We start from the raw sequence: 26,030 nt of genomic DNA on the forward strand, positions 1-26,030 counted from the left end.
CCGTACAAACGTCACGCGTGGGCACGTCATTGATGCCCCCGGCATCAATGGCCCCACCCTACGCCACGATTGACGGCATCGGCCGCACAAGGAGAACGCGATGGACGATTTCAAGTTGGACCTGGCCAGCACCGCGCTGGTCCTGATCGACCTGCAGAACGGCAACATGGCGCGCGCGCTGGCGCCGTATTCGAGCGAGCAGGTGCTCGGCAACTGCGTGCTGCTGGCGCAGGAAATGCGCAACCGCGGCGCGATGGTGGTGTTCGTGCGGGTGCTGCTGAACGAGCTGCAGCCGGGGCCGGCGGACGCACCCCTGCATGCGGCCGATGCACCGCCTCCGCCACCGGACGCCTCGCAGTTCGCACCCGATGCCGGCGTCGAGGCGACCGACGTGGTGATCGTCAAGCGCCAGTGGGGCGCCTTTTACGGTACCGAACTGGACCAGCTGCTGCGCCGGCGCCACATCAAGACGCTGGTTCTCGGCGGCATCGTCACGAACATCGGCGTCGAATCGACCGCGCGCGCGGCCCACGATCTCGGCTATGCCCTGGTGTTTGCGGAGGATGCGATGAGCGGCATCAGCGCCGAGGCCCACGATTTCGCCTGCAAGAACACCTTCCGCATCATGGGGCGGGTGCGCAAGACGCGTGAGCTGATCGACGCGTTGCAGGCAGGTACGGGCGACGCGTAAGAGAGGAAGGGATGAAGGGCCCGCCAATCGTGCCGGCGGGCCGTCTTCCTTACCCTGGTCAGCCGGCCTTGTGGATCGCGGCCGTGATCTCGTAGGAGCGCAGGCGCGCCGCGTGCTCGAAGATCTGCGAGGTGATCATCAGCTCGTCGGCGCGGGTGTGCTCGACGAAGGCTTTCATCTGGGCGGCGACGGTGCCAGGCGCACCGATTGCCGAGCACGACAGCACCGATTCGAGCATCGCGCGTTCCTGCGGCCCGAGCGCTTCCAGGTAGCCGCGCACCGGCGGCTGCAGGCGCGTCGGGCGGCCGCTGCGCAGGTTGACGAAGGCCTGCTGCATCGAGGTTGCGAGGAAGCGCGCTTCTTCGTCGGTGTCGGCGGCGAACACGTTAAAGCCGAGCATGACGTAAGGTTTGTCGAGCTGGGCCGACGGACGGAAGTTTGCGCGGTACAGTTCGATGGCCTGCATCATCATCTGCGGCGCGAAGTGCGAGGCAAACGCATAGGGCAGGCCGAGCGCGGCGGCGAGCTGGGCGCCGAACAGGCTGGAGCCGAGGATCCACAGCGGCACCTGCAGGCCGGCGCCGGGCACCGCCTTCACCTGGCGGCGCGACGAGCCGGCGAAGTAGTCCTGCAGCTCGACGATGTCCTGCGGGAACTCGTCGGCATCCGACGCCAGGTTGCGGCGCAGGGCGCGCGCGGTGACGTGGTCGGAACCGGGCGCGCGGCCCAGGCCGAGGTCGATCCGGCCCGGGAACAGCGACTCGAGCGTGCCGAACTGTTCGGCGATCACGAGCGGGGAGTGGTTCGGCAGCATGATGCCGCCGGCGCCGATGCGGATGGTGGAAGTTCCCGCTGCGACATAGCCCATCAGCACAGACGTGGCGGCGCTGGCAATGCCCGGCATGCCGTGGTGTTCGGCCAGCCAGAAACGGTGGTAGCCCCAGCGCTCGCCGTGCTGGGCAAGGTCGAGCGAATTGTGGAAAGAAGCGCGCGCATCGCTGCCTTCGGCGATCGGCGCGAGATCGAGTATGGAAAAGGGAATCATGGCTCGCATGATACGCCGAAGGGTTTTTTTGCGCTGTCCGGGTCGGCAAAACGGATCGGGCCGCACCAGGCTCCGCGGCATGGCCGCCGGCGTAAAGATTGACCCCAGGATACTGCTTACCTATTATTCAACACTCCTGCGCCCGCGCCCGTCCAGCGTGCGCTTTCTTCCGCCTTCCAGGATTCCCATGCGCATCACTTTTTCTCAGGCCACCGCCGCCGCTACCTCCTGCCTCGTCCTGCTCGCCGGCTGCGCCCAGCTTTCGGGCAGCCGCGCGCCGGCCGCCGCCGTGCAGGCGCAAGCCGGGCTCGACAGCAGCAGGCTGGTCCACATCGACCAAGCCGTCGACGCGGCGATCGCCGAACGGCGCCTGCCCGGCGCGGTGTTCCACCTCGAGCGCGGCGACGACGTGTATGCCCGCGCCTACGGCCGCACGGGCTACGAGCCCGATGCGTCCGCCGTGACGCCGGACACGGTGTACGACGCCGCTTCGCTGAGCAAGGTGCTGGCGACCGCGCCGGCGGTCCTGCTGCTGGCCGAGGACGGCAAGCTCGACCTGGAGGCGAAACTGGTCGATTATTTTCCTGAGTGCACGGGCGGCGGCAAGGAGGCGATCACGATCCGCCACCTGCTGACCCACACCTCGGGGCTGGCGGCCGGCCTGCCGGCGAAACCGGCCTGGAGCGGCGATGCGGCGGCCCACGCGCTGGCCTGCGCGCAGACCGTGACCCATGCGCCCGGCAGCTTCTTCCGCTACTCGGACATCAACTACATTCTGCTGGGCCAGCTGGTGCGCAAGGTGGCGGGCCAGCCGCTCGACGTGTTCGTCCAGGAACGTATCTTCGGCCCGCTGGGCATGCGCGACACCGGTTACCTGCCGCTGCGCCGCATGGCCCCGGGGGCGATTGCGCCGACCCGGAAGACCGCCGCGGCGGATAGTGGGAATAGTGGGAACAGTGGCGCGCTGCACGGCGACGTCGCCGCCGGCGCATTGCTGCAGGGCGTGGTGCACGATCCGACCGTGCGCCGCATCGGTGGCGTGGCCGGCTCGGCCGGCGTATTCACCACCGCGCGCGACGTCGCGCGCTTCGGACGCATGTTGCTTGGCAACGGTTCGCTCGACGGCGTGCGCATCCTGTCCCCCGACAGCGTGCGGCTCCTGACCACGGTACAAAGTCCGCCGGGCATCGCCGCGTTGCGCGGGCTCGGCATGGACATCGATTCGCCGTTTGCGCAGCGCCCGCGCGGCAGCTTGTATCCGGTCGGCAGTTTCGGACACACCGGTTTTACCGGCTGCATCCTGTGGATCGATCCCGCGTCGCGCAGCTTCTACGTGTTCCTGTCAAACCGCGTCTACCCTGACGACAAGGCCAATGTGCTGCCCCTGTACACCCAGCTCGGCACCCTGGCGGCCGAGGCGGCGGGAGTGAAGGCGGGAGCGGCGCGCGCCAGTGTTGCCGTCCCCTGAAACGGCGTTCTCGACTTTCCACACGGCTAACGCGCGCCCCCTTCATGTCGACCTCTTTTACACTCGGCGTCCTCGCATGTATGTCATTGATATTGTTGAGGAATGTAGCCCCCAAACCATGAGGAGATTGACATGAAAATGCATAAACTGTTGAAAGGCCTGCTGGGCGCCTCGGTTGCGGCCGCGATGGCTGTTTCCGTGAACGCGCATGCGCAATCGAGCAGCACCGCCGGCCAGTCCGGCTCGCAGGCGAGCGGTTCGTCGGCAACGAGCGACCAGGGCTCGGGTAGCGATAGCCAGACCAGCAAGAAGAAGCACAAGCAGAAGAAGCATAGCGATTCGAGCAGCGGTTCCAGCAGCTCCGGCACCACGTCGGGCTCGTCGAGCTCCGGCACCAGCGGCGCCACGGGCGGCGGCAGCGGCACCTCGGGCAGCGGCTCGATGGGCACCAGCGGCAGCAGCGGCACCTCGGGCGGCGGCACCGGCACCGGCACCGGCAGCAGCGGCACCTCGGGTACCTCGGGCAGCACCGGCAGCATGGACAGCGGTACGTCCGGCTCGATGGGGACCAGCGGCACGTCGGGCTCGATGGGCACCAGCGGCACCAGCGGTTCGATGGGCACGAGCGGCACGTCGGGCTCGATGGGCACGAGCGGCGCCTCGGGTTCGATGGGCACCGGCGGCACCAGCGGCACCAGCGGCTCGATGGGTAGCGGCGGCACCAGCGGCACCTCGGGCACCGGCACCACCGGCACCGGCACTTCGGGCACCGGCACCTCCGGCACGACCGGCACCGGCACCTCGGGCACCAGCAGCGGTACTGGTGGCGGTACCGGCGGTCGCGGCTACTGATCCGGAACGACAGGGCCGCCTGGCGGCCCTACGCGCATGCCAGCTCCGCGGAGCTGGCATTTTTTTTGTCCATTCTCCGTATCCACGGCCAAGTACTGAGAGCACGTGTTTAGATGGTGCTCGGTGGTGGCGCCTTCGAGCGAACCGTCGTCGATATCGATTTCGCCAACCGGAAGATCGCGTTCAGGGATCCCGCGACGTTCAAACGTCCCGATGGCATGCATGCAGCCCGGCTGTTTGCTGCCGGCGACAATCGGGCAATCGATATCGACATCGAAGGACGCCAGGCGCGGATGGTCTTCGACCTGGGAAATGCGTGGCCCGCGGTGTTGTATCCGCGGTTTTGGGACAATCCGGCCTTCCTGAAGGACCGGTCCGTTTCTTCAACCCTGAGCGGCGGCTGGGGCGGCATGCACAGCGAAGGACTGACACGCCTGCGGGAGGTCCGCATCGGGGGCAAGGCGTTCGGCGGAGTGCCGTCTCCGCTGAAGGGCGTGCGTACGGAGCACGAGCGGGCAGGCACGCTCGACGGAAATGTCGGCATGCCTCTGCTCGGCAGGTTCCATCTCATCGTCAACTTCCCGCATCAGGAAGTCCTGTTCGGAACGCCTGTCGATACAACGACGCCGTTCGAGTCCAATACCACGGGGCTGGCCCTTCAACGCACGGAAGGCGATGCCAAAGTCCTGCATGTGGCAACTGCGTCCCCTGCTGAAAAACTGGGGCTGAAGCCTGGGGACGTGATCACCCACCTGAAGGACGCCCGGACGGGAAAGACGCTCCCGCTGTTCGACGGCTGGAACCGAGGACCGGCCGGACGCGCGTTCCATCTGACCCTGCAGGATGGCCGGACCGCGGTGCTGCAATCCGCAGCGTTCTACTGACGGGCGGGCCGACAACGCGGCCGGGCCGTGAAGGCCTTGCCCGAGGCGCGTACCGTCCGTGTCCCGAAGAAGGACCTTGACTGGACGGCACCAGGCCGTGCGACGCGCATTTTTATGCCGTGTCGCTCTCCGTACCTTTATACCTTGCGCACGAACTCGGACTTCAGGCTCATCGCGCCGAAGCCGTCGATCTTGCAGTCGATGTCGTGGTCGGCGTCGACCAGGCGGATGTTCTTGACCTTGGTGCCCTGCTTGATCACGCCGCCCGAGCCCTTCGGTTTCAGGTCCTTGATGACGGTGACGGTGTCGCCGTCCTGCAGCGTGTTGCCGGCGGCGTCGCGCCAGACGCGCGCGCTCTCGGCCGGGGCCGTGGCCGCCTGCGCCGACCATTCGTGGCCGCATTCCGGGCAGACGAGATTGGCGCCGTCTTCATAGGTGTAGGCGGACTGGCAGGAAGGGCAGGGAGGCAGGGACATGAATGGTGCGGGAAGAAGGGGAAACGCGAAGTATACCCGCTCGCGTGCGCCCGGCAAGAATGCCGGATAAAAAAGGCGCTGTCGCCGTTAGCTATGGATGAGCAGTGAACTGTCGAGTTCATTCACGGTCCAACCCGCATCGCCATCGATACGGGTTGGCGCCGGATGCTCGATGGCGGGAAGATCACTTCTGCAGATCAGTTGCTTCGCCTTGCGTTTGGGCTCATCCACAGCGAACGGTGACAGCGCCATAAAAAAACGCCGGGCAGTGCCCGGCGCAAGAAGCTTGCACCGGGCCTGCCGGTGCTGGCATGAAGATGGCTCAGGCGGCCTGGCGCAGCGCCAGGGCGCGGGCGTTCGAGGCCGGGACGTGCAGGGTGTGCAGCGCCGCGCCTGCCGTGCGCTCCTCGAAACGGAAGGTCGACACCAGCTGGGCCAGCGCCTGCGCCTGTTCGCGCATCGCATCCGAGGTTGCCGCCGCTTCCTCGACCAGGGCCGCGTTCTGCTGGGTCACCTGGTCCATCTGCGCGATCGCGCCGTTCACCTGCTCGATGCCCGCGGACTGCTCCTGGCTCGCCATGGCGATCTGCGCCATGATCGCGGTGACGCGGCCGATGCTGTCGACGATGTCGCGCATCTGCGTACCGGCGTCCGACACCAGGCGGCTGCCTTCCTCGACCTTGCCGACCGAGTCGCCGATCAGTTCCTTGATCTCCTTGGCGGCGCCGGCCGAGCGCTGGGCCAGGTTGCGCACTTCGGAGGCCACGACCGCGAAGCCGCGGCCCTGTTCGCCGGCACGTGCCGCTTCCACCGCGGCATTCAGCGCCAGGATGTTGGTCTGGAAGGCGATGCCGTCGATGACGCCGATGATGTCGGCGATCTTCTTCGACGAATCGGTGATCGCTTCCATGGTCTGGACCACGCGGCCGACGGTCTCGCCGCCGCGGCCGGCCACCTGCGAAGCGGCCTGCGCCAGGGTGTTCGCTTCACGGGCGTTGTCGGCGTTCTGCCTGACGGTCGAGGTCAGTTCTTCCATCGAGGAGGCGGTTTCTTCCAGCGAGCCGGCCTGCTGCTCGGTGCGCGAGGACAGTTCCAGGTTGCCGGCCGAGATCTGGTCGGCGGCGTCGGCGATGCTGGCGGTGCCCGCGCGTACCTGGCTGACGATGTCGACCAGGTTGGCGTTCATCTCCTTCAGGGCGCCCATCAGCGCGCCGGTCTCGTTGCTGCCGTGCGCTTCGATGCGGCTGCTCAGGTCGCCCTTGGCGACGGTCTGCGCCACGGCCACGGCTTCGTCCAGCGGCGCCGAGATGCGGCGGCCGATCCACCAGGCGAACAGGGCGCCACCGATCAGGGCGGCGATCGCCAGGCCGACCTGCAGGCGCAGGCTGGCCTTGTATTCGGCTTCGATGCGGGCGGTGTCGGCGGCGACGTCGTCCTGCTGGTACTTGACCATGGCGCGCAGGCTGTCGATGTAGGACTGCACGCGCGGCACCATCTCGGTGTCGAGGAACTTGCGCACGCCTTCGGCGTCGCCCTCGGCTTTCTTCGCCAGCGCAGTCTTGCGCGCCACGCGGTAGGCATTGCGTTCCTTGTCGACGGCGGCGAACAGTGCCTGCGCCTTCGGGTCGCCTTCGATGCTGGCGGTGATTTCCTTGTGCAGCACGTCCGAGCGCTTCGACGAGATCGCGATGCCGTCGAGGAAGAACTTCTCGTCGGCCGGGTCGGCCAGCTTGATGGCGGCCAGGGTACGCGCGGCATTGACTTCGATGATCGATTGCCATTCCTGCAGCATCGAGGCGCGGTAGATGCTTTCGGTCGCCAGTTTCTTGGTCAGGGCGTCGGCCTTGTTCATCTGGGCGATACCCATGCCCACCAGGATGAGCATGGCCGCCAGGATGGTGCCGAAACCGCCAAGAAGAAGGGTCCGTATTCTGAGATTGTCGAGTTTCATGAAATATTCAAACCGAGGAAAAGAAGAATTCGACGCGGGCAGTTAGAAATTGCCGCGTGGAAATGCATGAATTTTCGCAGGTTTGGTGCCGTTTGTTGGCTACTTTTATATTTCTTTTAAGAAATTAAACCCAAAAACGTGGCGTGGTATCCACGTTTTTGTGACGGGAAGGCAGTGCGGCACGTTACATACCACACGGGAAGGAGGGAACTCAGGCCGGATCGGCGAGCATCGAGCCGGTTTGCCGGTAGCGCTCGTGCCAGGCAAAGGCTTTTTCCAGCACGTGCGGGGTCTGGCCGCCACGCGCCTGGGCCTCGCGCACGTAGTCGCGCAGCATGTCCTGGTAGGGCGCCGGCACGCAGTTGGCGATGATCGCGGTGGCGCGTTCGCGCGGCGCCAGGCCGCGCAGGTCGGCCAGGCCCTGCTCGGTGACGATGATGTCGACGTCGTGCTCGGTGTGGTCGACGTGCGAGACCATCGGCACGATCGAGGACACCTTGCCGCCCTTCGCGGTCGACTTCGTGGCGAAGATCGACATGTAGGCGTTGCGCGCGAAGTCGCCCGAGCCGCCGATGCCGTTCATCATGTGGGTGCCGCCCACGTGGGTCGAATTCACGTTGCCGTAGATGTCGGCCTCGAGCGCGGTGTTGATCGCGATGATGCCGAGGCGCCGGATCACTTCCGGATGGTTCGACACTTCCTGCGGGCGCAGCACCAGGCGGTCGGCATAGCGTTCCAGCTCGGGGAAGACCTGGGCGGTCTTGGCCGGCGAGAGCGTGATCGAGGAGCCGGAAGCGAAATCGAGCTTGCCGGCATCGAACAGGTCGAAGGTGGAGTCCTGCAGCACCTCGGAATACATGATCAGGTGTTCGAAGGGGCTGTCGACGAAGCCGGCCATCACGGCGTTGGCGATGGTGCCGATGCCGGCCTGCAGCGGCAGCAGGCGCTTCGTCAGGCGGCCGGCCTCGATCTCCTTGCAGAAGAAGTTCACCAGGTGGCGCGCGATGGCCGCCGTCTCGGCGTCCGGCGGCAGGTTCGCCGAGGTGCTGTCCGGCTGGTCGGTGAAGACGATGGCGGCGATCTTCTCGGGCGGGATCTCGATCGCCGGCGTGCCGACGCGGTCCTCGGCGTGCATCAGCGGGATCGGTTCGCGCATCGGACGCTTCTTCGGGATCCAGATGTCGTGCATGCCCTCGAGCGCGCGCGGCTGCGCCAGGTTGATCTCGACGATCACCTTGTCGGCCAGGATCGCGAAACTGGCGCTGTTGCCCACCGAGGTGGTCGGCACGATGCCGCCCGACTCGGTGATGCGCACCGCCTCGATCACGGCCACGTCGACCGGGCCCAGGTGGCCCGAGCGCAGCACCTCGACGGTCTCGGACAGGTGCTGGTCGATGTACATGACTTCGCCGCGGTTGATCGCCGCGCGCAGCACCGGGTCGACTTGGAACGGGGCGCGGCGCGCCAGCGCATGCGCTTCGGTGAGCAGTTTATCGGTGTCGTTGCCGAGCGAGGCCCCGGTCAGCAGGGTGATGCGCAGCGGCTCGCGGCGCGCGCGTTCGGCCAGCGCCGCCGGCACCAGCTTGACGTCGCCGGCACGGGTGAAGCCGCTCATGCCGACGGTCATGCCGTCGCGGATGAAGGAGGCTGCCTCTGCCGCGGTGGTGATGCGTTCGCGCAGCAGGGGACAGGCGATTCGGTCTTGGTATGCTTCGTTCATCATGGTTCGTCTTGCAGTGAGAGGCCGCTCGTACTCAGCGCAGCCAGTTGTTGACCGGCACCAGCGGTGGCGGCAGGTCGGGATCGCCCAGCGCGTCGCGCAGGTCGATTTCGATGGCGCGGCAGATGGCGTCGAGCGGCAGGTCGTTCGGCGACAGGCCGAACGGCTCCTCGATCTCGTCGCCCAGCGCGTCCAGGCCGAAGAAGGTGTAGGCAACGATGGCCACCACCAGCGGCGTCAGGTAACCGAGGCTGTCGACCAGGCCGAAAGGCAGCAGGAAGCAGTACAGGTAAGAGGTGCGGTGCAGCAGCAGCGTATACGAGAACGGGATCGGCGTGTTCTTGATGCGCTCGCAGGAGGCGCCGGTGGCGACCATGGCGGAGATGTTGGCGTCGAGCGCGGCGGCGCGCACGCTGTCGAGCATGCCGGTATTGCGGCACAGGGCCAGGTCCTTGCCCATTTCCAGCATCAGCGCATGGGTCAGGTTGCGCCGCTTGCGCACTGCGGCCCACTCGCCCGGCATCAGGTGCGGCGCCACGTCGGCCGCCGGATCGGTCCCGCGCAGCTGGTGGCGCAGCGCATGCGCGAAGGCGATGGCGCGCCGGATCATGCGATCGCGCACGGCTTCGTTGCCGGCGATGGGATCGATCAGGCTCAGGCACTCGCGGGCAAAGTTGCGGCCGCGCAGGACCAGTTCGCCCCACAGCTTGCGGCCTTCCCAGAAGCGGTCGTAGGCGGAGTTGTTGCGAAAGCCGAGGAAAATCGCCAGCGGCAGGCCCATCAGCGTGAACGGCGTGATCGTCAGGTGCACCTTGTAGTCGCCCAGTTCGCCATGGGTCCAGGAGATGACGACAGCGAGCAGGGTGGTGACACTCAGGCTTTTCCAGATACTCGAGAGAATCGAGCCGCGCATGGTCAGGAACAGGCGCAGGCCGTTGGGACGCTCACGGACGATCATGCCGCCCCCTCGAGTGGTTCATGGGACAGGCTGCTGCTGCAATCGTTCATGCTCGGTACCGCATCGGGACGGGAAGGTGAATCTGCCGACCGGGCACGAGTAGGGCACGCGGCGCGGGGCCGCGGCGCCTGCGCCGGCTGGACGAAAAGACCACTGTAGCCGTTGCGCGAACGAATTTCTAATTCACATTTCCAATTGCTGTTATTGACGCGGTGAATGTTTGTTTCACAGTCAACACTGTGAGTGATATTGCAAGCAGGCCGCCTGCTTAACTCATTCCTGGGGGGTATATAACAGCTTGCGTACGTCGAAACCCTGGCCGGTCAGCCGTGCCAGCAAGGCGTCCAGCACCGGTTTGTCGACCTTGGGCGTACGGGACAGGATCCACAGGTAATCGCGGCCCGGCTCGCTGACGGCGGCGAGCTGGTAATCGCGGTCGAGATCGATTACCCAGTAGTCGCCCCAGACCAGGGGAATGAAGGACAGCAGGGCCGGCGCGAAACGGACCTTCAGGCGCGGCGAATCGGCCGGCCCGACCTGGCGCGCGATGGCTTCGGCCAGGTTGGTGCTGCCGTCGGCGAGCCGGCAGCGATTCTCGACCTTCACGCTGCCGTCGGGCCTGGCCGTATAGGTCGCCGTGGTGAAGCCTTCGCACTTGCGCTCGAAGCGGTTGGGAAAGCGGGCGATTTCATACCAGGTGCCCATGTAGCGTTGCACGTCGAGCCGGGGGATGGTCTCGAGGTCGGTGACGGCGGCCTTGCCGGAGGCGTAGGCCTTCATGCCCAGCAGGGCGACGGATGCCAGCATGGTGCCTTTGACCAGGGCGGGAGCGAGTCGTCGGTTCATGGGAAACCCTCGGAATGTCGATAGGGCCATGGTAGCCCGTATGGACGAACCCGGCCGCACGAATAGCGGCGTGGTGCAGGGACTGCCGATGCGCCGCGCTCCCGCAAGAAAAAAGCCAGCCTGGGAGGCTGGCCTACGGGACTTGCGGGAACCAGGCCTGGGCCTGGCCGGCCGTCATTCGGCCGTCTTGGCCTGTTGCGCCTGCAGCTGCTCGCGCAACTGGTTCGGCGCGACGTGGGTGTAGTCCTTGTTGAACTCGAGCTTGATCAGGGGCTTGATGTGCGGGTCCATGACGGCGCGCAGGGCGCCCAGGAACTGGGGCGACGCCGACAGCACGAGCTGCTGGAAGCGGCCCTCCTGGTGGGCTTTCAGCAGGTAGCTCGAGATGTCGCGCGCGAACTGGTCGGCTTCCTGCTCGGCCTGGGTGTGTGCGGGCTGGTATTGCTTGTTCGGCGCACCGGCGCCGCTGTTGTGGGCAGCGCCGCCGCCTTGCGTGCCGCCGATGTTGTGGCCGCTGCCGGCGGCCGCGGTCGGGCCCAGCCTGTCGGTCAGGACTTCCGACTCGCGCAGGCGTACCGCGTTGTTGACCATGTCCTCGATTTCTTGCAGTGGTGCTGCTGGCTCATCCTCGGAAAAGATCCGCGCCCGGCCGGCGTTGGCCGTGATAATCCAGGTTGTTGGCATGCTACCTCCCCTGTCAATTTGAGTGAGTGATGGTCGGCCGCGCTGCCGCAAGCTGCCTTCAGCCTCGGCTGGCGCTGCCGATCGTCGCGTAAATTCAATATAGCATAGGGGTTGCCAACCTCGACGCACGCCGCCCGGGCCCGTGCGCTTCCTGCTGCGCTTCCTGCCGCGCCCCGTCCTGCGCGCCGCGCCGGAGGCGCTTTCGGCAGAATGACGATTCCGGTTGCCGGACGGCGCGCGCAGCCCGTTACGGCAAGTGTCAGTACCGTGGCCGCGCCTGCGCGCCCGCAACCGATCGACCATTTGCATGCAACGCCTGCTCATCATCCTCGGCGCCCTCATCCTCGCGGCCGGGCTGGCCTGGCCCTGGCTGCGCCGCCTTCCTTTCGGCCGCCTGCCGGGCGACATCCACGTCGTGCGCGAAGGCTTCAGCTTTCATTTTCCGATCGTGACCTGCATCGTGGTCTCGATCGTCATCACCCTGATCCTCTGGATTTTCAGGCGCTGAGCCGGTTTCCGCGACGGTGGTCGACCCGCTGCGGTCGTCGTGTCGCGTCCCTGCCTCACCGGCAATAAATTTATTTAAAAGTGAATACCGTTCCGTATAATTTGTTTGTATATTTTTATAACAAATGACGGGCGGAGACATGCATCTCGGTCGATCGATCATTGCCGCGCTCCTGTGCGCCGCATTGGTAGCAGGTTGCGGCGGCGGCGGCGGCGGTGCTGGGGCGGGGAGCCCTGTCGCCACGGCACCGGTGGACAACGGCATCCCCCAGGTCACCCCGGGCGGGACCTGGCTGACGTTTTCACCGGGAACGGTGTCGCTGTCGACCTACGCCGGCGAGAGCGCCGCCTTCGAGGTCAAGGCATTGTCGAGCCGCACGTTCGAAAAACCGTTCAACGCTGCCATCATCGACAGCAAGGGAGTCGTCTCTTCCCAGGTGAGCCTGCTCAGGCATTCCGACCTCAGCTACGCGCTTGTCCTGCGAACGGCTGCGATGTCCGAGGGCGTGCATACGACTTACCTGCAGGTGCGCCTGTGCGAGGACGATCCGCGCTTCTGCAACAAGCCGTTGCCGGGTTCCCCCTGGCATATTCCGGTCACGGTCACCGTCGCCTCCGCGGCCCAGGCGAAAGAGCGCATGACCGTCCCCGCGGCGATCGCGCTTGTCACCTACGAGGACGAGCCGGTGAGCTTCCAGCTCGACGCGCAACTCAATTCCACGTTCGACGTCCCCGTGTCGTTCGGGATCGTCGACAGCGCCGGCCTGGTCGCGCCGGAGGCGAAGATCGTCCGCATCAACGCGAACCGCTACAACGCCGAGATGCGCACCGCGTCCGACCTGAAGGCCGGCGTCCATGCGACCTCGCTCGAAGTGCGCTTGTGCTACGACGATCCGCGCGAGTGCAAGTCCCCGGTGACCGGATCGCCCTGGCGCGTGCCGACGACGGTGACGGTGAAGCCAGCCAGCAACCTCACGCCCCTGAGCGCAATTGCGGGGCTGGCGCCCTGGAGTACCTACAACGGCAACCCACTGCACAATGCCTATGTGCCGGCGCACTTCGATCCGGCAGGTTTCAATCGCCGCTGGACCAGGTTGGAAACGCGGCCGGGCAACGTGGATGGCACAGCGGAACCGGGCTTGGCCGTGCAGATGAGTGCGCCGGTGATCGACAAGGGCAGGGTGTTCGTCGCCTTCGGCCGCTACCCCGGCAACGCCGAGCTGCTGGCCTTCGGCGAAGCGGATGCCAACCCGCTCTGGCGCCATGACCTGGGCAGGCAAACCTTCGTCACGGCGCCTGCCGTGGGCAACGGCAAGGTCGTCATCACCTCGGCCTCGCCCGAAGGCCGCTGCCTGTGGGTGTTCGACCAGGCCAGCGGCCGGCTGCTCAGCAAGACGCCGCTGCAATTGCATTGGTCCTCCGGTCCTGCGCCCACCGTCGTGGGCGACATGGTCTATGCCGAGAACGGAACCGGTGGGGATGGCCTGGTCAAGTTCAATGCGGCGACCCACCAGGTCGAATGGCGCAGCAAAGCGATGGCGGTCAGTGGCTGGACCCCGTCGGTGGACGACAGTTACGCCTGGATTTATCAGGGAAATATCCTGTATGCCCTCGACCTTGCCCATGGCGGCATCGCATTCTCGATCCTCGAGGAAGGTGTCAATTGGGTGTTGGAAGGCACGACGTCTCCCGTCATGAACGAGCGCATGGCCATCATCACCCTCGACAGGTGCTTGGTGGCGTTCGACCTGCGAACGCGTACCCGCGCCTGGGTAGGGCAGGGCGCCAGCTTCGGGCACCCGGTGCTGGCGCAGGACACCGTCTATACCTTCGGTGCGAACGGCAGCGCGGTGGAAGCACGCGCCGCCTCCACGGGGCTGTTGCAGTGGACCGCGCCCCTGCCGGCGAACGCGCCGCCCTCGCAGTCCGGCATGTGGTTCGACAGCGCCTATGCCGACATGGTCGTTACGTCCAACCTCCTGTTCGCCAGTTCGGGAAGCAGGACAGTGGCGCTCGACCTCGCTACGCGCGAGGTCGTGTGGACCTACCCGTTCGGCGGCGAACTGGCGATTTCGGAGCAGGGCGTGCTCTACATCGTATCGCCAGGCGGGAGACTGGTCGCCATCAACCTGCGCTGAGCCGCCCGAGCACGAGAATACGTTACCTGCGCGCCACTTGCGGGTTGCCGCGTGCAGCCGGAACCAGCGTGCGGAGGGCGGCACGATGTGCGCCTCGTGCACACCCCTGGGCCGTTTATTGCGTCACCGGCTGCGCCACCTCGCGCGCCGCCGCCTCGGCCTCCGCCTTCGCCCGCGCCGCCGCGGCCTCGGCCGACAAGGCTGGCTCGACAGAGGCTTCCTCGTCCGGCTCGGCCGCCGGCACGGCATTCGCATACGGCCTGATCAGGTCCAGCCGCACCGCGTAGGTCCCTCCGTTGCGCGTGCCCGTCGCGGCGATCTGTCCGGCGTCGTTGATCGCTTGTGCATCGGTGATGTTCCAGCCCTGCCTGGGGTCGATCAGCGCGTTCAGGAACTCCATGCGCCTGCCGCGCCAGATGAAGGCGCGCGCTCCACCCTGCTCGATGCTGAAGCCGACCACGTGTCCGCGGTTATTGATGCCGGTGCCGCCGCTGAACGGCCCTTCCGATGCCGGACGACTGTCAATGGACACGATGCGGCCGCGGTAGTAGAGGAAGGCAGCTCGTGCGGGGCCGCCCGGCAGCTCGGCATTGCCGGTTACCTGGCCACGGTCGTTGATCGCCACGGGGTTGATAGGGGCTGGATAACCCAGGTCACCGATGTCGCGGGTCTGGCCCCTGGTCCAGATAAAGCCGCGCAGGAAGAAGTCGATGGGCTCCGCCGGTCCGGACCCGCCGGTAACCTGGTTCTTGTTGTTGAGCGCGCGGGCCTCGGTGAGTGGTGGATATAGCGGATTTGTGAACGGCAGATCGGCCAGCTGGGTCAGCGCGCCGTTCGGCGCGCGCAGGTAGCTGGTGCTGCCGCCACCTTCGCCGTCCGGAAGCACGGGGTCGGCGGCGAATACGCTGATATAGCCGGCATTGTTGATGTCGGTCCAGGTGGTATACCTGCCGCCGATCGTCCCGATGTCGCGCAGCTTGCCTTTGTCGTAGATGTAGCCGCGCACCTGGCCGCTCCGGGTGGTCCACTGGCCCAGCACCTGGCCCCGGTCGTTGATGGCGGTGGCGGTACTGGAGGTTCCCTTGAGGGTGCCGAGGTCGACCAGGCCCCTGCCGCGGTTCAGGAAAGCGTGGGTAATGCCCGCGCCGACCGGATAATTGCCGACCACCACGCCGGCCTCGTTGATGTCGGTGGCAGTGCTGCCGGCCGGGCCGACGATCGTGACCTTGTACTCGGGATGGGCCCAGGCGGCGCCGGCGACGGCGAACGACATCAGGACCACGGACATGCGCTGATGCATATGCATGAAAATCTCCTCGGAGAAGGATGGGCGCCGAACGGGACGCCGGCCTGTATGGCCCGCGTCGTCATCGGCTGGCGCGTCACGGCGCTCGACACGCCAACCGCTGCATGACTGGCACTGCGCATTCGCTCCTGGGTAATCTTTCAGTGGAGACCGGTTTGCCGGCACGCGATGTCTTCCTGCAGGATCTGCCGACAGATTCTCGACCTTCCACGGAATGGCGCATTGACACAGCACCGTCATTTCGCATAGAGCCCGTACTTACAGGCCGTATCGAAAATGCACATGCTTATGCATGGCCCGCTTTTATGCTTGGCAACTGTCGGGTTTATCGATTAGCATCCTCCGGTTTCCATCATTCCAACAACGGAGAAAAACATGAAGCGTACCTTGTGCAGCACCTTGATCGCGGGGCTGTTCGCCGTCGCCGGCCACGCCGGCGCCCACGGCGAGGCGGTTACCAGCACCCCATCGGCGACAGCAAGCAATGCCGTATCGGGCGTGGACAAGGCGGCGATCGACCCGGCCGTGCGCGCGCAGGACGACTTCTTCCGCTACAGCCAGGGCAAATGGCTGCAGGACGTCGAGATCCCGTCGGACCGTTCGAGCTGGAGCGCCTTCAGCGTGGCCCAGGAAAACGTCGAGACCCAGATCCGCGCCATCATCGAGGCCGCCGCCGCCGACAAGAACGCGGCCAAGGGCTCGGCCGCGCAGAAGATGGGCGACTACTACGCCAGCTACGTCGACGAGGCGCGCCGCAATGCGCTTGGCCTGGCGCCGTTGAAGGCCGAGTTCGCGCGCATCGAAGCCCTGAAGGACAAGCGCGGCATCGCGGCGCTGGCGGCGCATATGGAACGCATCGGCGGCGAGGCGCCGCTCGGCATGTACGTCGGCCAGGACGCAAAGGATTCGACCCGCTACGTGGTCAGCGTGTCGCAGTCGGGCCTGGGCCTGCCGAACCGCGACTACTACCTGGCCGACGAGGCGCGCATGAAGGACTTCCGCGCCAAGTACCAGGCCCACATCGAGAAGATGCTGACCCTGGCCGGCCACAAGGATGCCGCCAAGGAAGCGGCCAACATCCTGGCGCTGGAAACCGAGATCGCCAAGGTGCAGTGGAGCGCCGTCGAGAACCGCGACCCGGTCAAGCGCTACAACAAGATGACGTTCGCCCAGCTGAAGGACCTGATGCCGGGCTTCGACTGGACCACCTGGATCAAGGATGTCGGCGTGGCCGGCAAGGTCGACACGCTGATCGTCGGCCAGCCGAGCTACCTGGCCGGCCTGGACAAGATCATCGCCGCCACGCCGGTCGACACGTGGAAGTCGTACTTCTCCTTCCACCTGCTGAGCAGCTACGCGCCTTACCTGTCGCAGCCCTTCGTCGACGAGAACTTCGCCTTCCGCGGCACCGTGCTGTCGGGCGCCAAGGAAAACCGTCCGCTCGACAAGCGCGCGATCGCCCAGGTCAACCGCGACCTGAGCGAAGTCGTCGGCAAGGTCTACGTCGAACGCCACTTCCCGGCCGAGCGCAAGGCCCAGGTCGAGGCGATGGTGAAGAACTTCGTCACCGCCTTCAAGGAAGGCATCGAAACGCTCGACTGGATGAGCGCGGAAACCAAGAAACAGGCCCAGATCAAGCTGTCGAAGATGAACGCGAAGATCGGCTATCCGGAGAAGTGGCGCGATTACTCGTCGCTCAAGATCGAGCGCGGCGACCTGGTCGGCAACGTGATGCGTTCGCGCGCATTCGGCCATGCGTTCGGCATCAACAAGCTGGGCAAGCCGGTCGACCGCCAGGCCTGGAGCATGAGCCCGCAGACCGTCAACGCCTACTACAGCCCGAGCATGAACGAAGTCGTGTTCCCGGCGGCGCGCCTGCAGTATCCGCTGTACGACGCCAACGCCGAGCCGGCGGTCAACTACGGCGCGGTCGGCATCTCGATCGGCCACGAGATCAGCCACGCTTTCGATGACAAGGGTTCGCAGTTCGACGGCGACGGCAACCTGCGCAACTGGTGGACGAAGGAAGACGCGGAACAATTCGCGGCGCGCGGCAAGGTCCTGGTGGCCCAGTATGCCGGCTACAGCCCGCTGCAGGGCTACAACGTGAACGGCGAATTGACGCTGGGCGAGAACATCGCAGACAACGCCGGCGCCATCATGGCCAGCCGCGCCTACAAGATCTCGCTGGGCGGCAAGCCGGCCCCGGTGATCGACGGCTTCACCGGCGAGCAGCGCCTGTTCATGGGCCTGGCCCAGGCCCGCCGCGGCAAGGCGCGCGACGCCGCCCTGATCGCCCAGGTCAAGTCGGACCCGCACTCGCCGTCCGAATTCCGCGTCAACGGCAGCCTGCGCAACCACCCGGGCTACTACGAAGCCTATGACGTGAAGCCGGGCGACAAGATGTACCTGAAGCCGGAAGAGCGCGTCATCTTCTGGTAAGTGCCGGTTGATCGGTTGATGCGAAAGGAGCGCCGCGGCGCTCCTTTTTTTCGCACATGTGGGTTTCCGCTCGTAGGGTGGGCGCCCCGTGCCACGCGTTAGCGAATGATCCGAAGTTTGTAGCGCCAACTATTCGCCCGCACGGCGTGCCTCGGATGACACGCTGGCGAGACGCTTTCGGACGCACCGCCTACCATCATCGTTCGCGTTGCTTCGAACGCCAACATTGATCGTCGTTCCGCGTGGGCACGGAGTGCCCACGCTACGAAAAGCCACATGCCATCACGGCATCGCGAACACCTGGGTCCAGTACGCAAAGCCCGGCATGCGCGCGCGGCTGATGGCGTAACCCGCGCCCATCTCGCTGAAATCCGGATTCATCAAATTCGCGCAGTGGCCCGGGCTTTCCAGCCAGCCGGCCACCGCCTCCTGCGCCGAGGTCTGGCCAGCCGCGATGTTTTCCCCGATGTGGCGCCAGCGGTAGCCCACGCGCGTGGCGCGCTGCGCCACCTCGCTGTCGTCCGAGCCGCGGTGGCTGAAGCGGCGGTGCGCCGCCATGTCGCTGCTGTGTTCGCGCGCCGCCTGCGCCAGCGCCTCGTTCCAGGCCAGCGGCCGCGCCGGCTGGAAGTAGCGGCTGCCGCAGTAGCGAGCAGTGGCGCGCGCCTCGTTCACCAGCGCCAGGATGGTGCGGCCGACCTCCATCTGGTCCGGCAGCGCCAGCGGCGGCGCCGGGCGCGCCAGCACGATGGTCCAGTCCTGGCCCTGGCGCGCAACCCCGATGTCCTGCAGTTCCCGGTCGAGCAGGGTGCGGCAGTAGCGGCTGCGGATCGCTTCCAGCGCCGCCTCCGCATCCGGCGCGCCGCCGACGTGGATCACCTCGGCCCGGGCGGCGTAATAGCCGGCCTGTTCGAGCACCGATTCCGGAAAGCTGCCGGGGCCGATGCGCACCCGCGCCAGCGCCGCCTGCGGCCTCAAGGCCGGAGCAGGGAGCGCCTGTCGGCCCTGGCAGTCGCCGGGCGCGCCGCGCCAGGCGTTGATGGCGGCGACCAGGCGCGCGTCGTCCTGCGCATGGGCGGCGCCGGCCGCGGACAGGAAGCACGCCAACAGGGCAAGGCAGGGAACGAAGGGCAAGGGCGAAAAGCGGTTCATGGTGTGGCAGGAAAGCGGCTCGGATGCGAGCAGGATACCCGCGCCGCACGCGCGGCGGCGTCCCCGACGCTATGAGCCAGCCGGGCGCTTGCCCTGTCCCTGCGCCTTGCCGGCGAAGCCGGCGCCGCTGCCCAGCGCTTCCAGGGTGCTGCCCGAACTGCCGGGCGTGGCCAGCATCTGCGAAATGTCCGGGTCGCGCGCGAATTCGTCGGCGAAGAAGGAAACGAAATGGCTGATCTTCAGCGAGGGCTTGCGCGCCGGCTGGAACACGACGTTCAGCGGCAGCGGCGGCAGGCGGTAGCGCGTCAGGATCGGCTGTACGCGCCCCGCCCGGATGTCGTCGCCGTAGATCCACAATGGTGAATAGGCGATGCCGAGCCCCTCGACCACGGCCTGGCGGATTGCCTCCGAGCTGTTCGACTGGAAGTTGCCGCCCACGCGCACCGCGATGTGTTCGCCGGCCTCGTTTTGGAAATTCCACTCGTTCAGGTTGACCAGGCCGGTATAGACCAGGCACTGGTGCCGGCGCAGTTCGCCTGGCTCCTGGGGTTCGCCGTGGCGGGCCAGGTAGCCGGGCGCGGCCAGCGCCGCGCGGTGGGCGGTGCCGATGCGGCGCGCGACCAGGCGGCTGTCCTTCAGTTCGCCCACGCGGAAGGCGACGTCGATGCCGCCGACGACCAGGTCGACGAAGCCGTCGTCGAGCTGCAGGTCGATTTTCAGCTTCGGGTAGCGCGCATAAAATGCGCCGAGCCGCGGCACGATATGCAGGCGGCCGAACGACACCGGCGCCGCCACGCGCAGCACGCCGGCGATCTCGTTCTCGGTACGGTGCAGTTCGGCGCGCGCGTCTTCCAGCGTGTCCAGCACCTGGCGGCAGCGCTCGTAGTAGCGCTTGCCCGCCTCGGTCAGCGCGTGGCTGCGCGTCGAACGCACCAGCAGCTTCGCGCCCAGCATCGTCTCGAGCGCCTGCACCTGCTTGCTGATCGCCGACTGCGTGCTGCGCTCCTCGCGCGCGACGGCGGAGAAGTTGCCGGTCTCGACGACCCGGACGAAGGTTTCCATCAAGCGTAAGCGGTCCATGTCTTTACCTATTCCTGTCAGGAATAAATCTTATCATTCGTGCGGCCTACCCAGCGATGCGGGGAATACTCATACTATCAACTGTAGCGGCCGCCGGCGATTGGATTGAACGACCGGCGGCCCTGATATCGCCAACCTCTTTCACGGACCAGACCATGACTCATAAGCTGTTCGAACCTGCCCGCATCGGCGACATCGAGGTCGCCAACCGTGTCGTGATGGCGCCGCTCACGCGCAGCCGTGCCGACGAAGCCGCCGGCGACATTCCCGGCAGCCCGATGAACATCGAATACTACCGCCAGCGCAGCAACGCCGGCCTGATCATCAGCGAAGGCACCCAGGTTTCGCCGGTCGGAAAAGGCTACATGGCCACCCCCGGCATTTATAGCGACGCCCAGGTCGAAGGCTGGAAGCCGATCACCCAGGCGGTGCACGAGGCCGGCTCGAAGATCGTGGCCCAGATCTGGCACGTCGGCCGCGTCACCCACCCGAACCTGACCGGCGGCGTGCAGCCGGTGGCCCCCTCGGCCGTGACGCCGAAGGTGATCGCCTACACCCGCGCCGGCAAGGTCGAGGCGCTCGAGCCGCGCGCACTGTCGGTCGCCGAGATCAAGGACATCGTCGCGGAATACCGCCGCGGCGCCGCGAATGCGATCCGTGCCGGCTTCGACGGCATCGAGCTGCATGGCGCCAACGGCTACCTGATCGACCAGTTCCTGCGCGACGGCGCCAACAAGCGCAGCGACGAATACGGCGGCTCGATCGAAAACCGCGCCCGCTTCGCCCTGGAAGTGGTGGACGCAGTGGTGGCCGAGATCGGCGCCGGCCGGGTCGGCATCCGCCTGTCGCCGGTGACCCCGGCCAACGACCTGGCCGATAGCAACCCGCAGGCCGTGTTCGGCTACCTGATCGAAGAACTGGACAAGCGCGGCATCGCCTTCATCCATTTCGTCGAAGGCGCGACCGGTGGCCCGCGCGACCTTCCGGGCTTCGACTACGGCTGGGCGCGCAAGGCCTTCAAGGGCACCTATATCGCCAACAACGGTTACACCCGCGAGATGGCGATCGAAGCGGTCGACAGCGGCCGCGCCGACGCGGTGGCGTTCGGACGGGCCTACATCGCCAATCCGGACCTGGTGCAGCGTCTGAAACTGAATGCGCCGCTGAACACGCCGAACCCGCAGACCTTCTACAGCCACGGCGAAGAGGGCTACATCGACTATCCGTCGCTCGACAAGGCGGCGTAAGCGATCATTTCGTCGCCAGCTAAAGGCCAGCCTCCGGGCTGGCCTTTTTCGCTTAATCCTTCCTTTCATATGCGCCTCATTCCGCATGCCTGTGTTCCAATAGTCCGTAGGGTGGGCACGCCGTGCCCACCCTACGGCTGGACATGCGCGCCCCATCCCGTCAGCCTGTGTTCCAATAAAGTGGCGAATATCCGCCCGAGGGGAGCCATCATGACGAACGAATTCAAGGCCGGCGACAAGGTGAGCTGGGAGTCGTCCCAGGGAACGGTGCACGGCACGGTCAAGAAGAAGCTGACCGCGCACACCACCATCAAGGGGCACGAGGTGGCCGCCTCGCCGGAGAACCCGGAATACCTGGTCGTGAGCGACAAGACCGGGGCGGAAGCGGCGCACAAGCCTTCGGCGCTCAGGAGGGCCTAGGCGCTCTGCGGCCATGCTTTAAGATGTGCTTCATCCTGGCGTCGTCCAATGCCGACGCAATCCATACGATGAGGGCTCCCTGATGCGCATCCTGCTGGCCGAAGACGACACCTCGCTGGGCGAAACCATCCGCGACTGGCTGCGCCTGGACGGCAACGCGGTCGACTGGGTCGAGCGCGGCGATACGGCGCGCACGGCCCTGCAAACCCACCATTACGATTGCCTGCTGCTCGACCGCGGCTTGCCGGGCCTGTCCGGCGACGCCTTGCTGGCCGAGCTGCGCGCGGCCGGCAACGCCGTTCCGGTGCTCCTGATCACGGCCTTCAATGCACTCGCCGACCGGGTCGAGGGACTGGACCTGGGCGCCGACGATTACCTGGTCAAGCCCTTCGAGCTGGAAGAGATGTCGGCGCGTATCCGGGCCGCGGTGCGGCGCAGCGCCAACCAGGCCGGCAAGCTGCTGGCCCACGGCGACATCGCGATCGACCCCGAGACGCGCCAGGCCAGCCTGCAGGGTCGGCCGGTGACGCTGACCGCGCGCGAATACCACGTGCTGCATGCGCTCCTGCTGCGCAAGAACGGCATCGTGACCCGCGCCCAGATCGAGGAAAGCCTGTACGGCTGGGGCGACGAGGTCGAAAGCAATGCCATCGAGGTCTACATCCACAACCTGCGCAAGAAGCTCGGCGCCGACAATATCGTCACCGTGCGCGGCCTCGGCTACCGCCTGAAGAGCGATGGCGCCTGAACCGGAGAAGCGCCCGCCGTCGCTGCGGCGGCGCCTGCTGCTGGCGATCGTCTCGGCCAGCGTCGTGCTATGGCTGGCCAGTCTCGGCATCGTCACCGCGATCGCCTGGCAGGAAACCAACGAGGTGTTCGACGACGCGCTGGAAGAAGCCGGCTACATGATCCTGGCCGCCACCACCGACTGGCACGAGCGCGGCCTGCCGGCGCGCCCGGCGTCCGGCAACGCGCACGCGCGCAAGGTCGACATGCAGTACCAGGTCGTCAGCGGTGGCCGCGTGATCCAGCGCACCGGCGCGGCGCCGCTTCACCCCTTCGTGCGCGGTTTCAGCGACGACGACGGCTTTGCCGACCCGCGGGTGGACGGCGAGCGCTGGCGCGTGTTCGTGGTGCGCGACGCGGCGCGCGGCATCGAGGTGCAGGTCGGGCAGCAGCTCGATCAACGCTTCGACATCCTGGAAGAGCTGGCCGAATCCCTGTGGCTGCCGGTGCTGGGCATCCTGGCCGTGCTGGCGCTGTCCTGCTGGCTGCTGATCGGCCGCGCCCTGCGTCCCTTGCGCCGCACGGCGTCCATGATCGCGGCCAAGACCCCGGACGACCTGGCCCTGGTGCCGCTCGCAGGCCAGCCGCGCGAGCTGCTGCCGATCGTGCAGGCGTTGAACGGCGTGCTGGCGCGCCTGGATGCGGCCCTGCAGTCCGAGCGCCGCTTCACCGCCGACGCCGCGCACGAACTGCGCACGCCGCTGGCCGGTTTGCACATGCATGTGCAACTGCTGGGACGCCAGCATCCGGAGCTGGCCGGGCCCTTCCAGAAGCTGCGCCAGGACATCGCGCGCAGCACGGCCCTGGTCGACAGCCTGTTGACGCTGGCGCGGCTGGATCCGCTGGCGCGCGAGCAGTTGCAGGTCGAGCCGGTCGCGCTGGCGCCGCTGTTCGAGCAGGTCCTGGCCGTCCACGCGCCCGATGCGCAGCGGCGCGGCATTGTCCTGGATGCGCACTGCCAGCTGGACAGCGTGAACGCAGACCCGCGCATGCTCGAGATCGCGCTGCGCAACCTGGTCGACAACGCGCTGCGCTATTGCCCGGACGGCAGCCGGATCGAGATCGCGGCGCTTCACCACGCGGGGCGCGGCCGGATCAGCGTGCGCGACGACGGTCCCGGCGTGGACGGGGCCAGCCGCGCACGCCTGACCGAGCGCTTCTTCCGCGTGCTAGGGCAGGGCCAGCCGGGCAGTGGACTGGGCTTGTCGATCGTGCGCCGCATCGCCGAGCTGCACGGCATCGAACTGGGCTTTGGCGCTGGCCTGGACGGCCGTGGCCTGGGCGTGACGCTCGACTTCCCGCGCGCCGCCGCGTCTTAAGATGGGGTTAATGTCGGGGCTGTGTAATGCAGGTATTCACTCACCACAACGGAGAACCGATATGAAACGACTGATCCAGCTTTCCTGCATCACCGCCCTGGTCGCCGGCTCGGCGGCCGCCATTGCCCAGCAGCCGGGAGGCTACACCGGCCCATCGAGCAAGCCGGCCGCGGCCGGCTATACCGGCCCGAGCAGCGCCCCCCTGATGACCGCGAAACAGCTGCTCGACAGCGGCAAGGACGACCAGTACGTGCGCCTGCAGGGCAAGATCACCAGCCACAAGGGAGGCGAGGACTACGAGTTCACCGACCAGAGCGGCAAGATGACGGTCGAGATCGACGCCAAGTACTTCCCGCAAGGGGTGAACATCGACCAGAACACCCAGGTCGAGCTGACCGGCGAATTCGACAAGGAGACCTTCGGCGAGTCCACGCTCGACGTCAAGCAGGTCAAGGTGGTCGGCAAGTAAGCAAAGTAAGCAAAAAAAGAACGCCAGCCGCACAGGCTGGCGTTCAGGCGAACTACGAGTCGTCGGTCAGCTCATGGACGGCTGCACTGCGGCAGCTGGGCGCGCACGGCCAGCAGGCTGGCGCTGTCGCCCTCGGACGGGGTATTGTCCGTGAACTTGCAGCCGTACTGCGGATCGGCCACCACCGACGGCGTGAGCACGTCGTCGCCTTCCGGCTTCACGCCCTGCTGTTCCCACTTGATCATCGCATCGAAAGCCGCAGCCTGCTCGGCGATCGTGAAATCGCAGTGGCTGATGCCGCGGATCGCGCGCTGGACCAGCATGTTCGCGGTGCCGGCCGCATCGGCGCGGCGCTTGTAGATCTGCTCCATCTTGAACGGCACGTACAGGTCGCCCAGGGTGTGGATCGTCACCACCGGCACCTTGATCTGGGCATTCGTCTTCGGCACCCAGCGCAGGCCGTCGCGGCGTAGGCGGTTCGCGTCCGGCGTGGCCAGCATGCGGAAGATGGTGGCGTTATAGGACTGCTCCTCGAGGCTGAGGGCCGGATCGGCGTCGAGCTGGAACACGATGTCCTTGGTTGTGACCACGTCCTCGTTGAGGATGCCCATCACCTTGCCGTCGCGCCCGAAGGTGCCCCAGACCGTGTTTTGCAGCGGGCCGGCGTAGGCGTAGTCGAACAGCGGACGCGGGCCGCCGCTGAGGTTGGCGACGATCTGCTTCAGGCGCAGGCCCTGTGCGGTCGGCACCGCCTGCGCGGTCGGCGTGCTGCCGCCCGGGAAGCTGGAGAACAGTTTCGCCTGCACCTGCGGGCCGACCGTTTCCCAGTTGGCCACCGGCCAGCTGGTGGCCGGCATGCCCGCTTCCTGCATCGCCGCGGTCTGGTAGGCCGCGAAGTAGTCGTACAGCTCGGTGTCGCCGAGCACGCCGCACATCGGCACCGCACCGCTGTAGCGGATCTTGTTGTTGGCCGTTGCGATGTTTTCCTCGTCCACCGCCGCCGCCGTGATGTGGCCGCCCATCGATACGCCGACGATATAGGTCTTGCTCGGCGCCGCCAGCGTGCGTCCGTTCTTCTGCGCGATGTCCTTGAAGGCCAGCGCCAGGGCATTCGTGTCTTCCACGCCGGCGCGGACGTCGTAGTAATTGGTGCTATAGCTCGATGCGGCCCAGGCATAGCCCTGGCTGACCAGGTGGCGCCGCAGCGCCGGCGGCGACACCGACAGCTTGTCGCCGGTGCCGGCATAGCCATGGGCGTACATGACCAGCATGCCGTTCCAGTTCTTCGGCACTTCGATCTGGTAACCCGCCTTGCCCAGCACGCCCCACCAGCGGTCGGTCTCGGGCGCGTTCGCCAGCGCGTTGAAGGGCAGGGTGGTCTCGACCACGGAGAAGGTGCGCGCGTCCTGCGGACGCGCCGGTTCGGGCTGGACCTGGACCGGTGGCGGTGGCGCGGGCTGGGCAGGCGGCGTGGCGACGATCGCGTCGTCGCTGTTGCCGCAGGCGGACAGGGCCAGGGCGGCCAGCAGGGGTGGGAGGATGCGCCGCAGCGCCGGCATGTCGGATGGTCGTGTCATCGAAGTCTCCAGTTA

Annotated in this window: 24 protein-coding genes; 12 read left to right on the forward strand and 12 right to left on the reverse strand. The window is 66.6% G+C overall.

The genetic code is table 11. The features are described from left to right. Positions 1-100 precede the first annotated feature (100 nt). Complete coding sequence (locus tag ACFOPH_RS21590; protein WP_312547987.1) at positions 101-691, forward strand: isochorismatase family protein; 591 nt, start codon at positions 101-103, stop codon at positions 689-691. A 58-nt stretch (positions 692-749) separates the two neighbouring features. Here the strand turns inward: ACFOPH_RS21590 and ACFOPH_RS21595 are convergent, their stop codons facing one another. Beyond that, positions 750-1,736 (reverse strand): LLM class flavin-dependent oxidoreductase, encoded by a 987-nt coding sequence (locus ACFOPH_RS21595; RefSeq protein WP_312547986.1) that lies wholly within the window; start codon positions 1,734-1,736, stop codon positions 750-752. A gap of 187 nt (positions 1,737-1,923) precedes the next feature. On the opposite strand from ACFOPH_RS21595, the gene ACFOPH_RS21600 reads away from it, so the two are divergent. The 3 genes from ACFOPH_RS21600 (at position 1,924) to ACFOPH_RS21610 (ending at position 4,940) form a co-directional block, all read left to right on the forward strand. Continuing rightward, on the forward strand, positions 1,924-3,204 hold the full coding sequence (locus ACFOPH_RS21600) for a serine hydrolase domain-containing protein (protein WP_312547985.1): 1,281 nt from the start codon (positions 1,924-1,926) through the stop codon (positions 3,202-3,204). A gap of 132 nt (positions 3,205-3,336) precedes the next feature. Beyond that, on the forward strand, positions 3,337-4,056 hold the full coding sequence (locus ACFOPH_RS21605) for a hypothetical protein (RefSeq protein ID WP_379737194.1): 720 nt from the start codon (positions 3,337-3,339) through the stop codon (positions 4,054-4,056). A 113-nt stretch (positions 4,057-4,169) separates the two neighbouring features. Continuing rightward, positions 4,170-4,940, forward strand: a complete 771-nt coding sequence (locus tag ACFOPH_RS21610; protein ID WP_379737195.1) for a hypothetical protein — start codon at positions 4,170-4,172, stop codon at positions 4,938-4,940. A gap of 137 nt (positions 4,941-5,077) precedes the next feature. Here the strand turns inward: ACFOPH_RS21610 and ACFOPH_RS21615 are convergent, their stop codons facing one another. The 7 genes from ACFOPH_RS21615 to ACFOPH_RS21645 all read right to left on the reverse strand — a co-directional run bounded on the left by ACFOPH_RS21615 (position 5,078) and on the right by ACFOPH_RS21645 (position 11,575). Further along, positions 5,078-5,416 (reverse strand): zinc ribbon domain-containing protein YjdM, encoded by a 339-nt coding sequence (locus ACFOPH_RS21615; protein ID WP_312547980.1) that lies wholly within the window; start codon positions 5,414-5,416, stop codon positions 5,078-5,080. An 87-nt stretch (positions 5,417-5,503) separates the two neighbouring features. Beyond that, complete coding sequence (locus ACFOPH_RS21620) at positions 5,504-5,668, reverse strand: hypothetical protein (RefSeq protein WP_379737196.1); 165 nt, start codon at positions 5,666-5,668, stop codon at positions 5,504-5,506. Between the two features lie 70 nt (positions 5,669-5,738). Continuing rightward, on the reverse strand, positions 5,739-7,367 hold the full coding sequence (locus tag ACFOPH_RS21625; protein ID WP_312547978.1) for a methyl-accepting chemotaxis protein: 1,629 nt from the start codon (positions 7,365-7,367) through the stop codon (positions 5,739-5,741). A 211-nt stretch (positions 7,368-7,578) separates the two neighbouring features. Further along, positions 7,579-9,090, reverse strand: coding sequence for an acetyl-CoA hydrolase/transferase family protein (locus tag ACFOPH_RS21630; RefSeq protein ID WP_312547976.1), 1,512 nt, complete (start codon positions 9,088-9,090; stop codon positions 7,579-7,581). Between the two features lie 31 nt (positions 9,091-9,121). Continuing rightward, positions 9,122-10,045: a bestrophin family protein gene (locus ACFOPH_RS21635; RefSeq protein ID WP_312547975.1), complete on the reverse strand. Its 924-nt coding sequence runs from the start codon at positions 10,043-10,045 to the stop codon at positions 9,122-9,124. Positions 10,046-10,318: 273 nt separating this feature from the next. Beyond that, positions 10,319-10,891 (reverse strand): lipocalin family protein, encoded by a 573-nt coding sequence (locus tag ACFOPH_RS21640; protein ID WP_312547974.1) that lies wholly within the window; start codon positions 10,889-10,891, stop codon positions 10,319-10,321. A 174-nt stretch (positions 10,892-11,065) separates the two neighbouring features. Continuing rightward, positions 11,066-11,575, reverse strand: a complete 510-nt coding sequence (locus ACFOPH_RS21645) for a host attachment protein (protein ID WP_312547973.1) — start codon at positions 11,573-11,575, stop codon at positions 11,066-11,068. 307 nt (positions 11,576-11,882) lie between these two features. On the opposite strand from ACFOPH_RS21645, the gene ACFOPH_RS21650 reads away from it, so the two are divergent. Together ACFOPH_RS21650 and ACFOPH_RS21655 are read left to right on the forward strand one after the other, a co-directional pair. Next, the gene (locus tag ACFOPH_RS21650) at positions 11,883-12,083 is read left to right on the forward strand and encodes a DUF2905 domain-containing protein (RefSeq protein ID WP_312547972.1); all 201 of its coding nucleotides are present in this window, start codon (positions 11,883-11,885) and stop codon (positions 12,081-12,083) included. Between the two features lie 139 nt (positions 12,084-12,222). Beyond that, positions 12,223-14,220: an outer membrane protein assembly factor BamB family protein gene (locus tag ACFOPH_RS21655; protein ID WP_379737197.1), complete on the forward strand. Its 1,998-nt coding sequence runs from the start codon at positions 12,223-12,225 to the stop codon at positions 14,218-14,220. A gap of 115 nt (positions 14,221-14,335) precedes the next feature. On the opposite strand, the gene ACFOPH_RS21660 is transcribed toward ACFOPH_RS21655, so the two are convergent. Further along, entirely contained in the window at positions 14,336-15,526 is a 1,191-nt protein-coding gene (locus ACFOPH_RS21660; RefSeq protein WP_379737198.1) for an HAF repeat-containing protein, read from the reverse strand. A gap of 375 nt (positions 15,527-15,901) precedes the next feature. Here ACFOPH_RS21660 and ACFOPH_RS21665 point away from each other — a divergent pair, with 375 nt between their 5' ends. Then, entirely contained in the window at positions 15,902-17,968 is a 2,067-nt protein-coding gene (locus ACFOPH_RS21665; RefSeq protein ID WP_379737199.1) for a M13 family metallopeptidase, read from the forward strand. A 282-nt stretch (positions 17,969-18,250) separates the two neighbouring features. Here ACFOPH_RS21665 and ACFOPH_RS21670 read toward each other — a convergent pair whose 3' ends face one another. After that, entirely contained in the window at positions 18,251-19,117 is an 867-nt protein-coding gene (locus tag ACFOPH_RS21670; protein ID WP_379737200.1) for a CAP domain-containing protein, read from the reverse strand. Between the two features lie 69 nt (positions 19,118-19,186). After that, entirely contained in the window at positions 19,187-20,197 is a 1,011-nt protein-coding gene (locus ACFOPH_RS21675; RefSeq protein ID WP_379737201.1) for a LysR family transcriptional regulator, read from the reverse strand. Between the two features lie 155 nt (positions 20,198-20,352). Here ACFOPH_RS21675 and ACFOPH_RS21680 point away from each other — a divergent pair, with 155 nt between their 5' ends. From ACFOPH_RS21680 to ACFOPH_RS21700, 5 genes are all read left to right on the forward strand, one after another. Then, a complete protein-coding gene (locus ACFOPH_RS21680; RefSeq protein WP_379737202.1) occupies positions 20,353-21,444 on the forward strand; it encodes an alkene reductase in 1,092 nt (363 codons plus the stop codon). Between the two features lie 210 nt (positions 21,445-21,654). Continuing rightward, positions 21,655-21,864 (forward strand): hypervirulence associated TUDOR domain-containing protein, encoded by a 210-nt coding sequence (locus ACFOPH_RS21685; RefSeq protein ID WP_312547962.1) that lies wholly within the window; start codon positions 21,655-21,657, stop codon positions 21,862-21,864. Between the two features lie 82 nt (positions 21,865-21,946). Beyond that, a complete protein-coding gene (locus tag ACFOPH_RS21690; protein WP_312547960.1) occupies positions 21,947-22,612 on the forward strand; it encodes a response regulator transcription factor in 666 nt (221 codons plus the stop codon). Then, the gene (locus tag ACFOPH_RS21695; protein ID WP_379737203.1) at positions 22,602-23,969 is read left to right on the forward strand and encodes an ATP-binding protein; all 1,368 of its coding nucleotides are present in this window, start codon (positions 22,602-22,604) and stop codon (positions 23,967-23,969) included. Before ACFOPH_RS21690 ends, ACFOPH_RS21695 begins: the two co-directional genes overlap by 11 nt. A gap of 61 nt (positions 23,970-24,030) precedes the next feature. Next, a complete protein-coding gene (locus ACFOPH_RS21700) occupies positions 24,031-24,438 on the forward strand; it encodes a YgiW/YdeI family stress tolerance OB fold protein (RefSeq protein WP_312547956.1) in 408 nt (135 codons plus the stop codon). A 71-nt stretch (positions 24,439-24,509) separates the two neighbouring features. Here ACFOPH_RS21700 and ACFOPH_RS21705 read toward each other — a convergent pair whose 3' ends face one another. Beyond that, positions 24,510-26,015 (reverse strand): alpha/beta hydrolase, encoded by a 1,506-nt coding sequence (locus ACFOPH_RS21705; protein WP_379737204.1) that lies wholly within the window; start codon positions 26,013-26,015, stop codon positions 24,510-24,512. Positions 26,016-26,030 lie beyond the last annotated feature (15 nt).

The sequence above is a fragment of the Massilia haematophila genome, assembly GCF_042647645.1.
GTDB lineage: Bacteria > Pseudomonadota > Gammaproteobacteria > Burkholderiales > Burkholderiaceae_D > Telluria > Telluria haematophila.

Excerpts from the sequence above, each read along its gene's own strand:
- ACFOPH_RS21665 (WP_379737199.1), top strand. The coding sequence starts at position 15,902 with ATGAAGCGTACCTTGTGCAGCACCTTGATCGCGGGGCTGTTCGCCGTC.
- ACFOPH_RS21680 (WP_379737202.1), top strand. The coding sequence starts at position 20,353 with ATGACTCATAAGCTGTTCGAACCTGCCCGCATCGGCGACATCGAGGTC.
- ACFOPH_RS21620 (WP_379737196.1), bottom strand. The coding sequence starts at position 5,668 with ATGGCGCTGTCACCGTTCGCTGTGGATGAGCCCAAACGCAAGGCGAAG.
- ACFOPH_RS21655 (WP_379737197.1), top strand. The coding sequence starts at position 12,223 with ATGCATCTCGGTCGATCGATCATTGCCGCGCTCCTGTGCGCCGCATTG.
- ACFOPH_RS21670 (WP_379737200.1), bottom strand. The coding sequence starts at position 19,117 with ATGAACCGCTTTTCGCCCTTGCCCTTCGTTCCCTGCCTTGCCCTGTTG.
- ACFOPH_RS21660 (WP_379737198.1), bottom strand. The coding sequence starts at position 15,526 with ATGCATATGCATCAGCGCATGTCCGTGGTCCTGATGTCGTTCGCCGTC.
- ACFOPH_RS21650 (WP_312547972.1), top strand. The coding sequence starts at position 11,883 with ATGCAACGCCTGCTCATCATCCTCGGCGCCCTCATCCTCGCGGCCGGG.
- ACFOPH_RS21700 (WP_312547956.1), top strand. The coding sequence starts at position 24,031 with ATGAAACGACTGATCCAGCTTTCCTGCATCACCGCCCTGGTCGCCGGC.
- ACFOPH_RS21690 (WP_312547960.1), top strand. The coding sequence starts at position 21,947 with ATGCGCATCCTGCTGGCCGAAGACGACACCTCGCTGGGCGAAACCATC.
- ACFOPH_RS21610 (WP_379737195.1), top strand. The coding sequence starts at position 4,170 with ATGGTGCTCGGTGGTGGCGCCTTCGAGCGAACCGTCGTCGATATCGAT.
- ACFOPH_RS21635 (WP_312547975.1), bottom strand. The coding sequence starts at position 10,045 with ATGATCGTCCGTGAGCGTCCCAACGGCCTGCGCCTGTTCCTGACCATG.
- ACFOPH_RS21685 (WP_312547962.1), top strand. The coding sequence starts at position 21,655 with ATGACGAACGAATTCAAGGCCGGCGACAAGGTGAGCTGGGAGTCGTCC.
- ACFOPH_RS21645 (WP_312547973.1), bottom strand. The coding sequence starts at position 11,575 with ATGCCAACAACCTGGATTATCACGGCCAACGCCGGCCGGGCGCGGATC.
- ACFOPH_RS21590 (WP_312547987.1), top strand. The coding sequence starts at position 101 with ATGGACGATTTCAAGTTGGACCTGGCCAGCACCGCGCTGGTCCTGATC.
- ACFOPH_RS21600 (WP_312547985.1), top strand. The coding sequence starts at position 1,924 with ATGCGCATCACTTTTTCTCAGGCCACCGCCGCCGCTACCTCCTGCCTC.
- ACFOPH_RS21705 (WP_379737204.1), bottom strand. The coding sequence starts at position 26,015 with ATGACACGACCATCCGACATGCCGGCGCTGCGGCGCATCCTCCCACCC.
- ACFOPH_RS21625 (WP_312547978.1), bottom strand. The coding sequence starts at position 7,367 with ATGAAACTCGACAATCTCAGAATACGGACCCTTCTTCTTGGCGGTTTC.
- ACFOPH_RS21630 (WP_312547976.1), bottom strand. The coding sequence starts at position 9,090 with ATGATGAACGAAGCATACCAAGACCGAATCGCCTGTCCCCTGCTGCGC.
- ACFOPH_RS21605 (WP_379737194.1), top strand. The coding sequence starts at position 3,337 with ATGAAAATGCATAAACTGTTGAAAGGCCTGCTGGGCGCCTCGGTTGCG.
- ACFOPH_RS21675 (WP_379737201.1), bottom strand. The coding sequence starts at position 20,197 with ATGGACCGCTTACGCTTGATGGAAACCTTCGTCCGGGTCGTCGAGACC.
- ACFOPH_RS21595 (WP_312547986.1), bottom strand. The coding sequence starts at position 1,736 with ATGATTCCCTTTTCCATACTCGATCTCGCGCCGATCGCCGAAGGCAGC.
- ACFOPH_RS21615 (WP_312547980.1), bottom strand. The coding sequence starts at position 5,416 with ATGTCCCTGCCTCCCTGCCCTTCCTGCCAGTCCGCCTACACCTATGAA.
- ACFOPH_RS21640 (WP_312547974.1), bottom strand. The coding sequence starts at position 10,891 with ATGAACCGACGACTCGCTCCCGCCCTGGTCAAAGGCACCATGCTGGCA.
- ACFOPH_RS21695 (WP_379737203.1), top strand. The coding sequence starts at position 22,602 with ATGGCGCCTGAACCGGAGAAGCGCCCGCCGTCGCTGCGGCGGCGCCTG.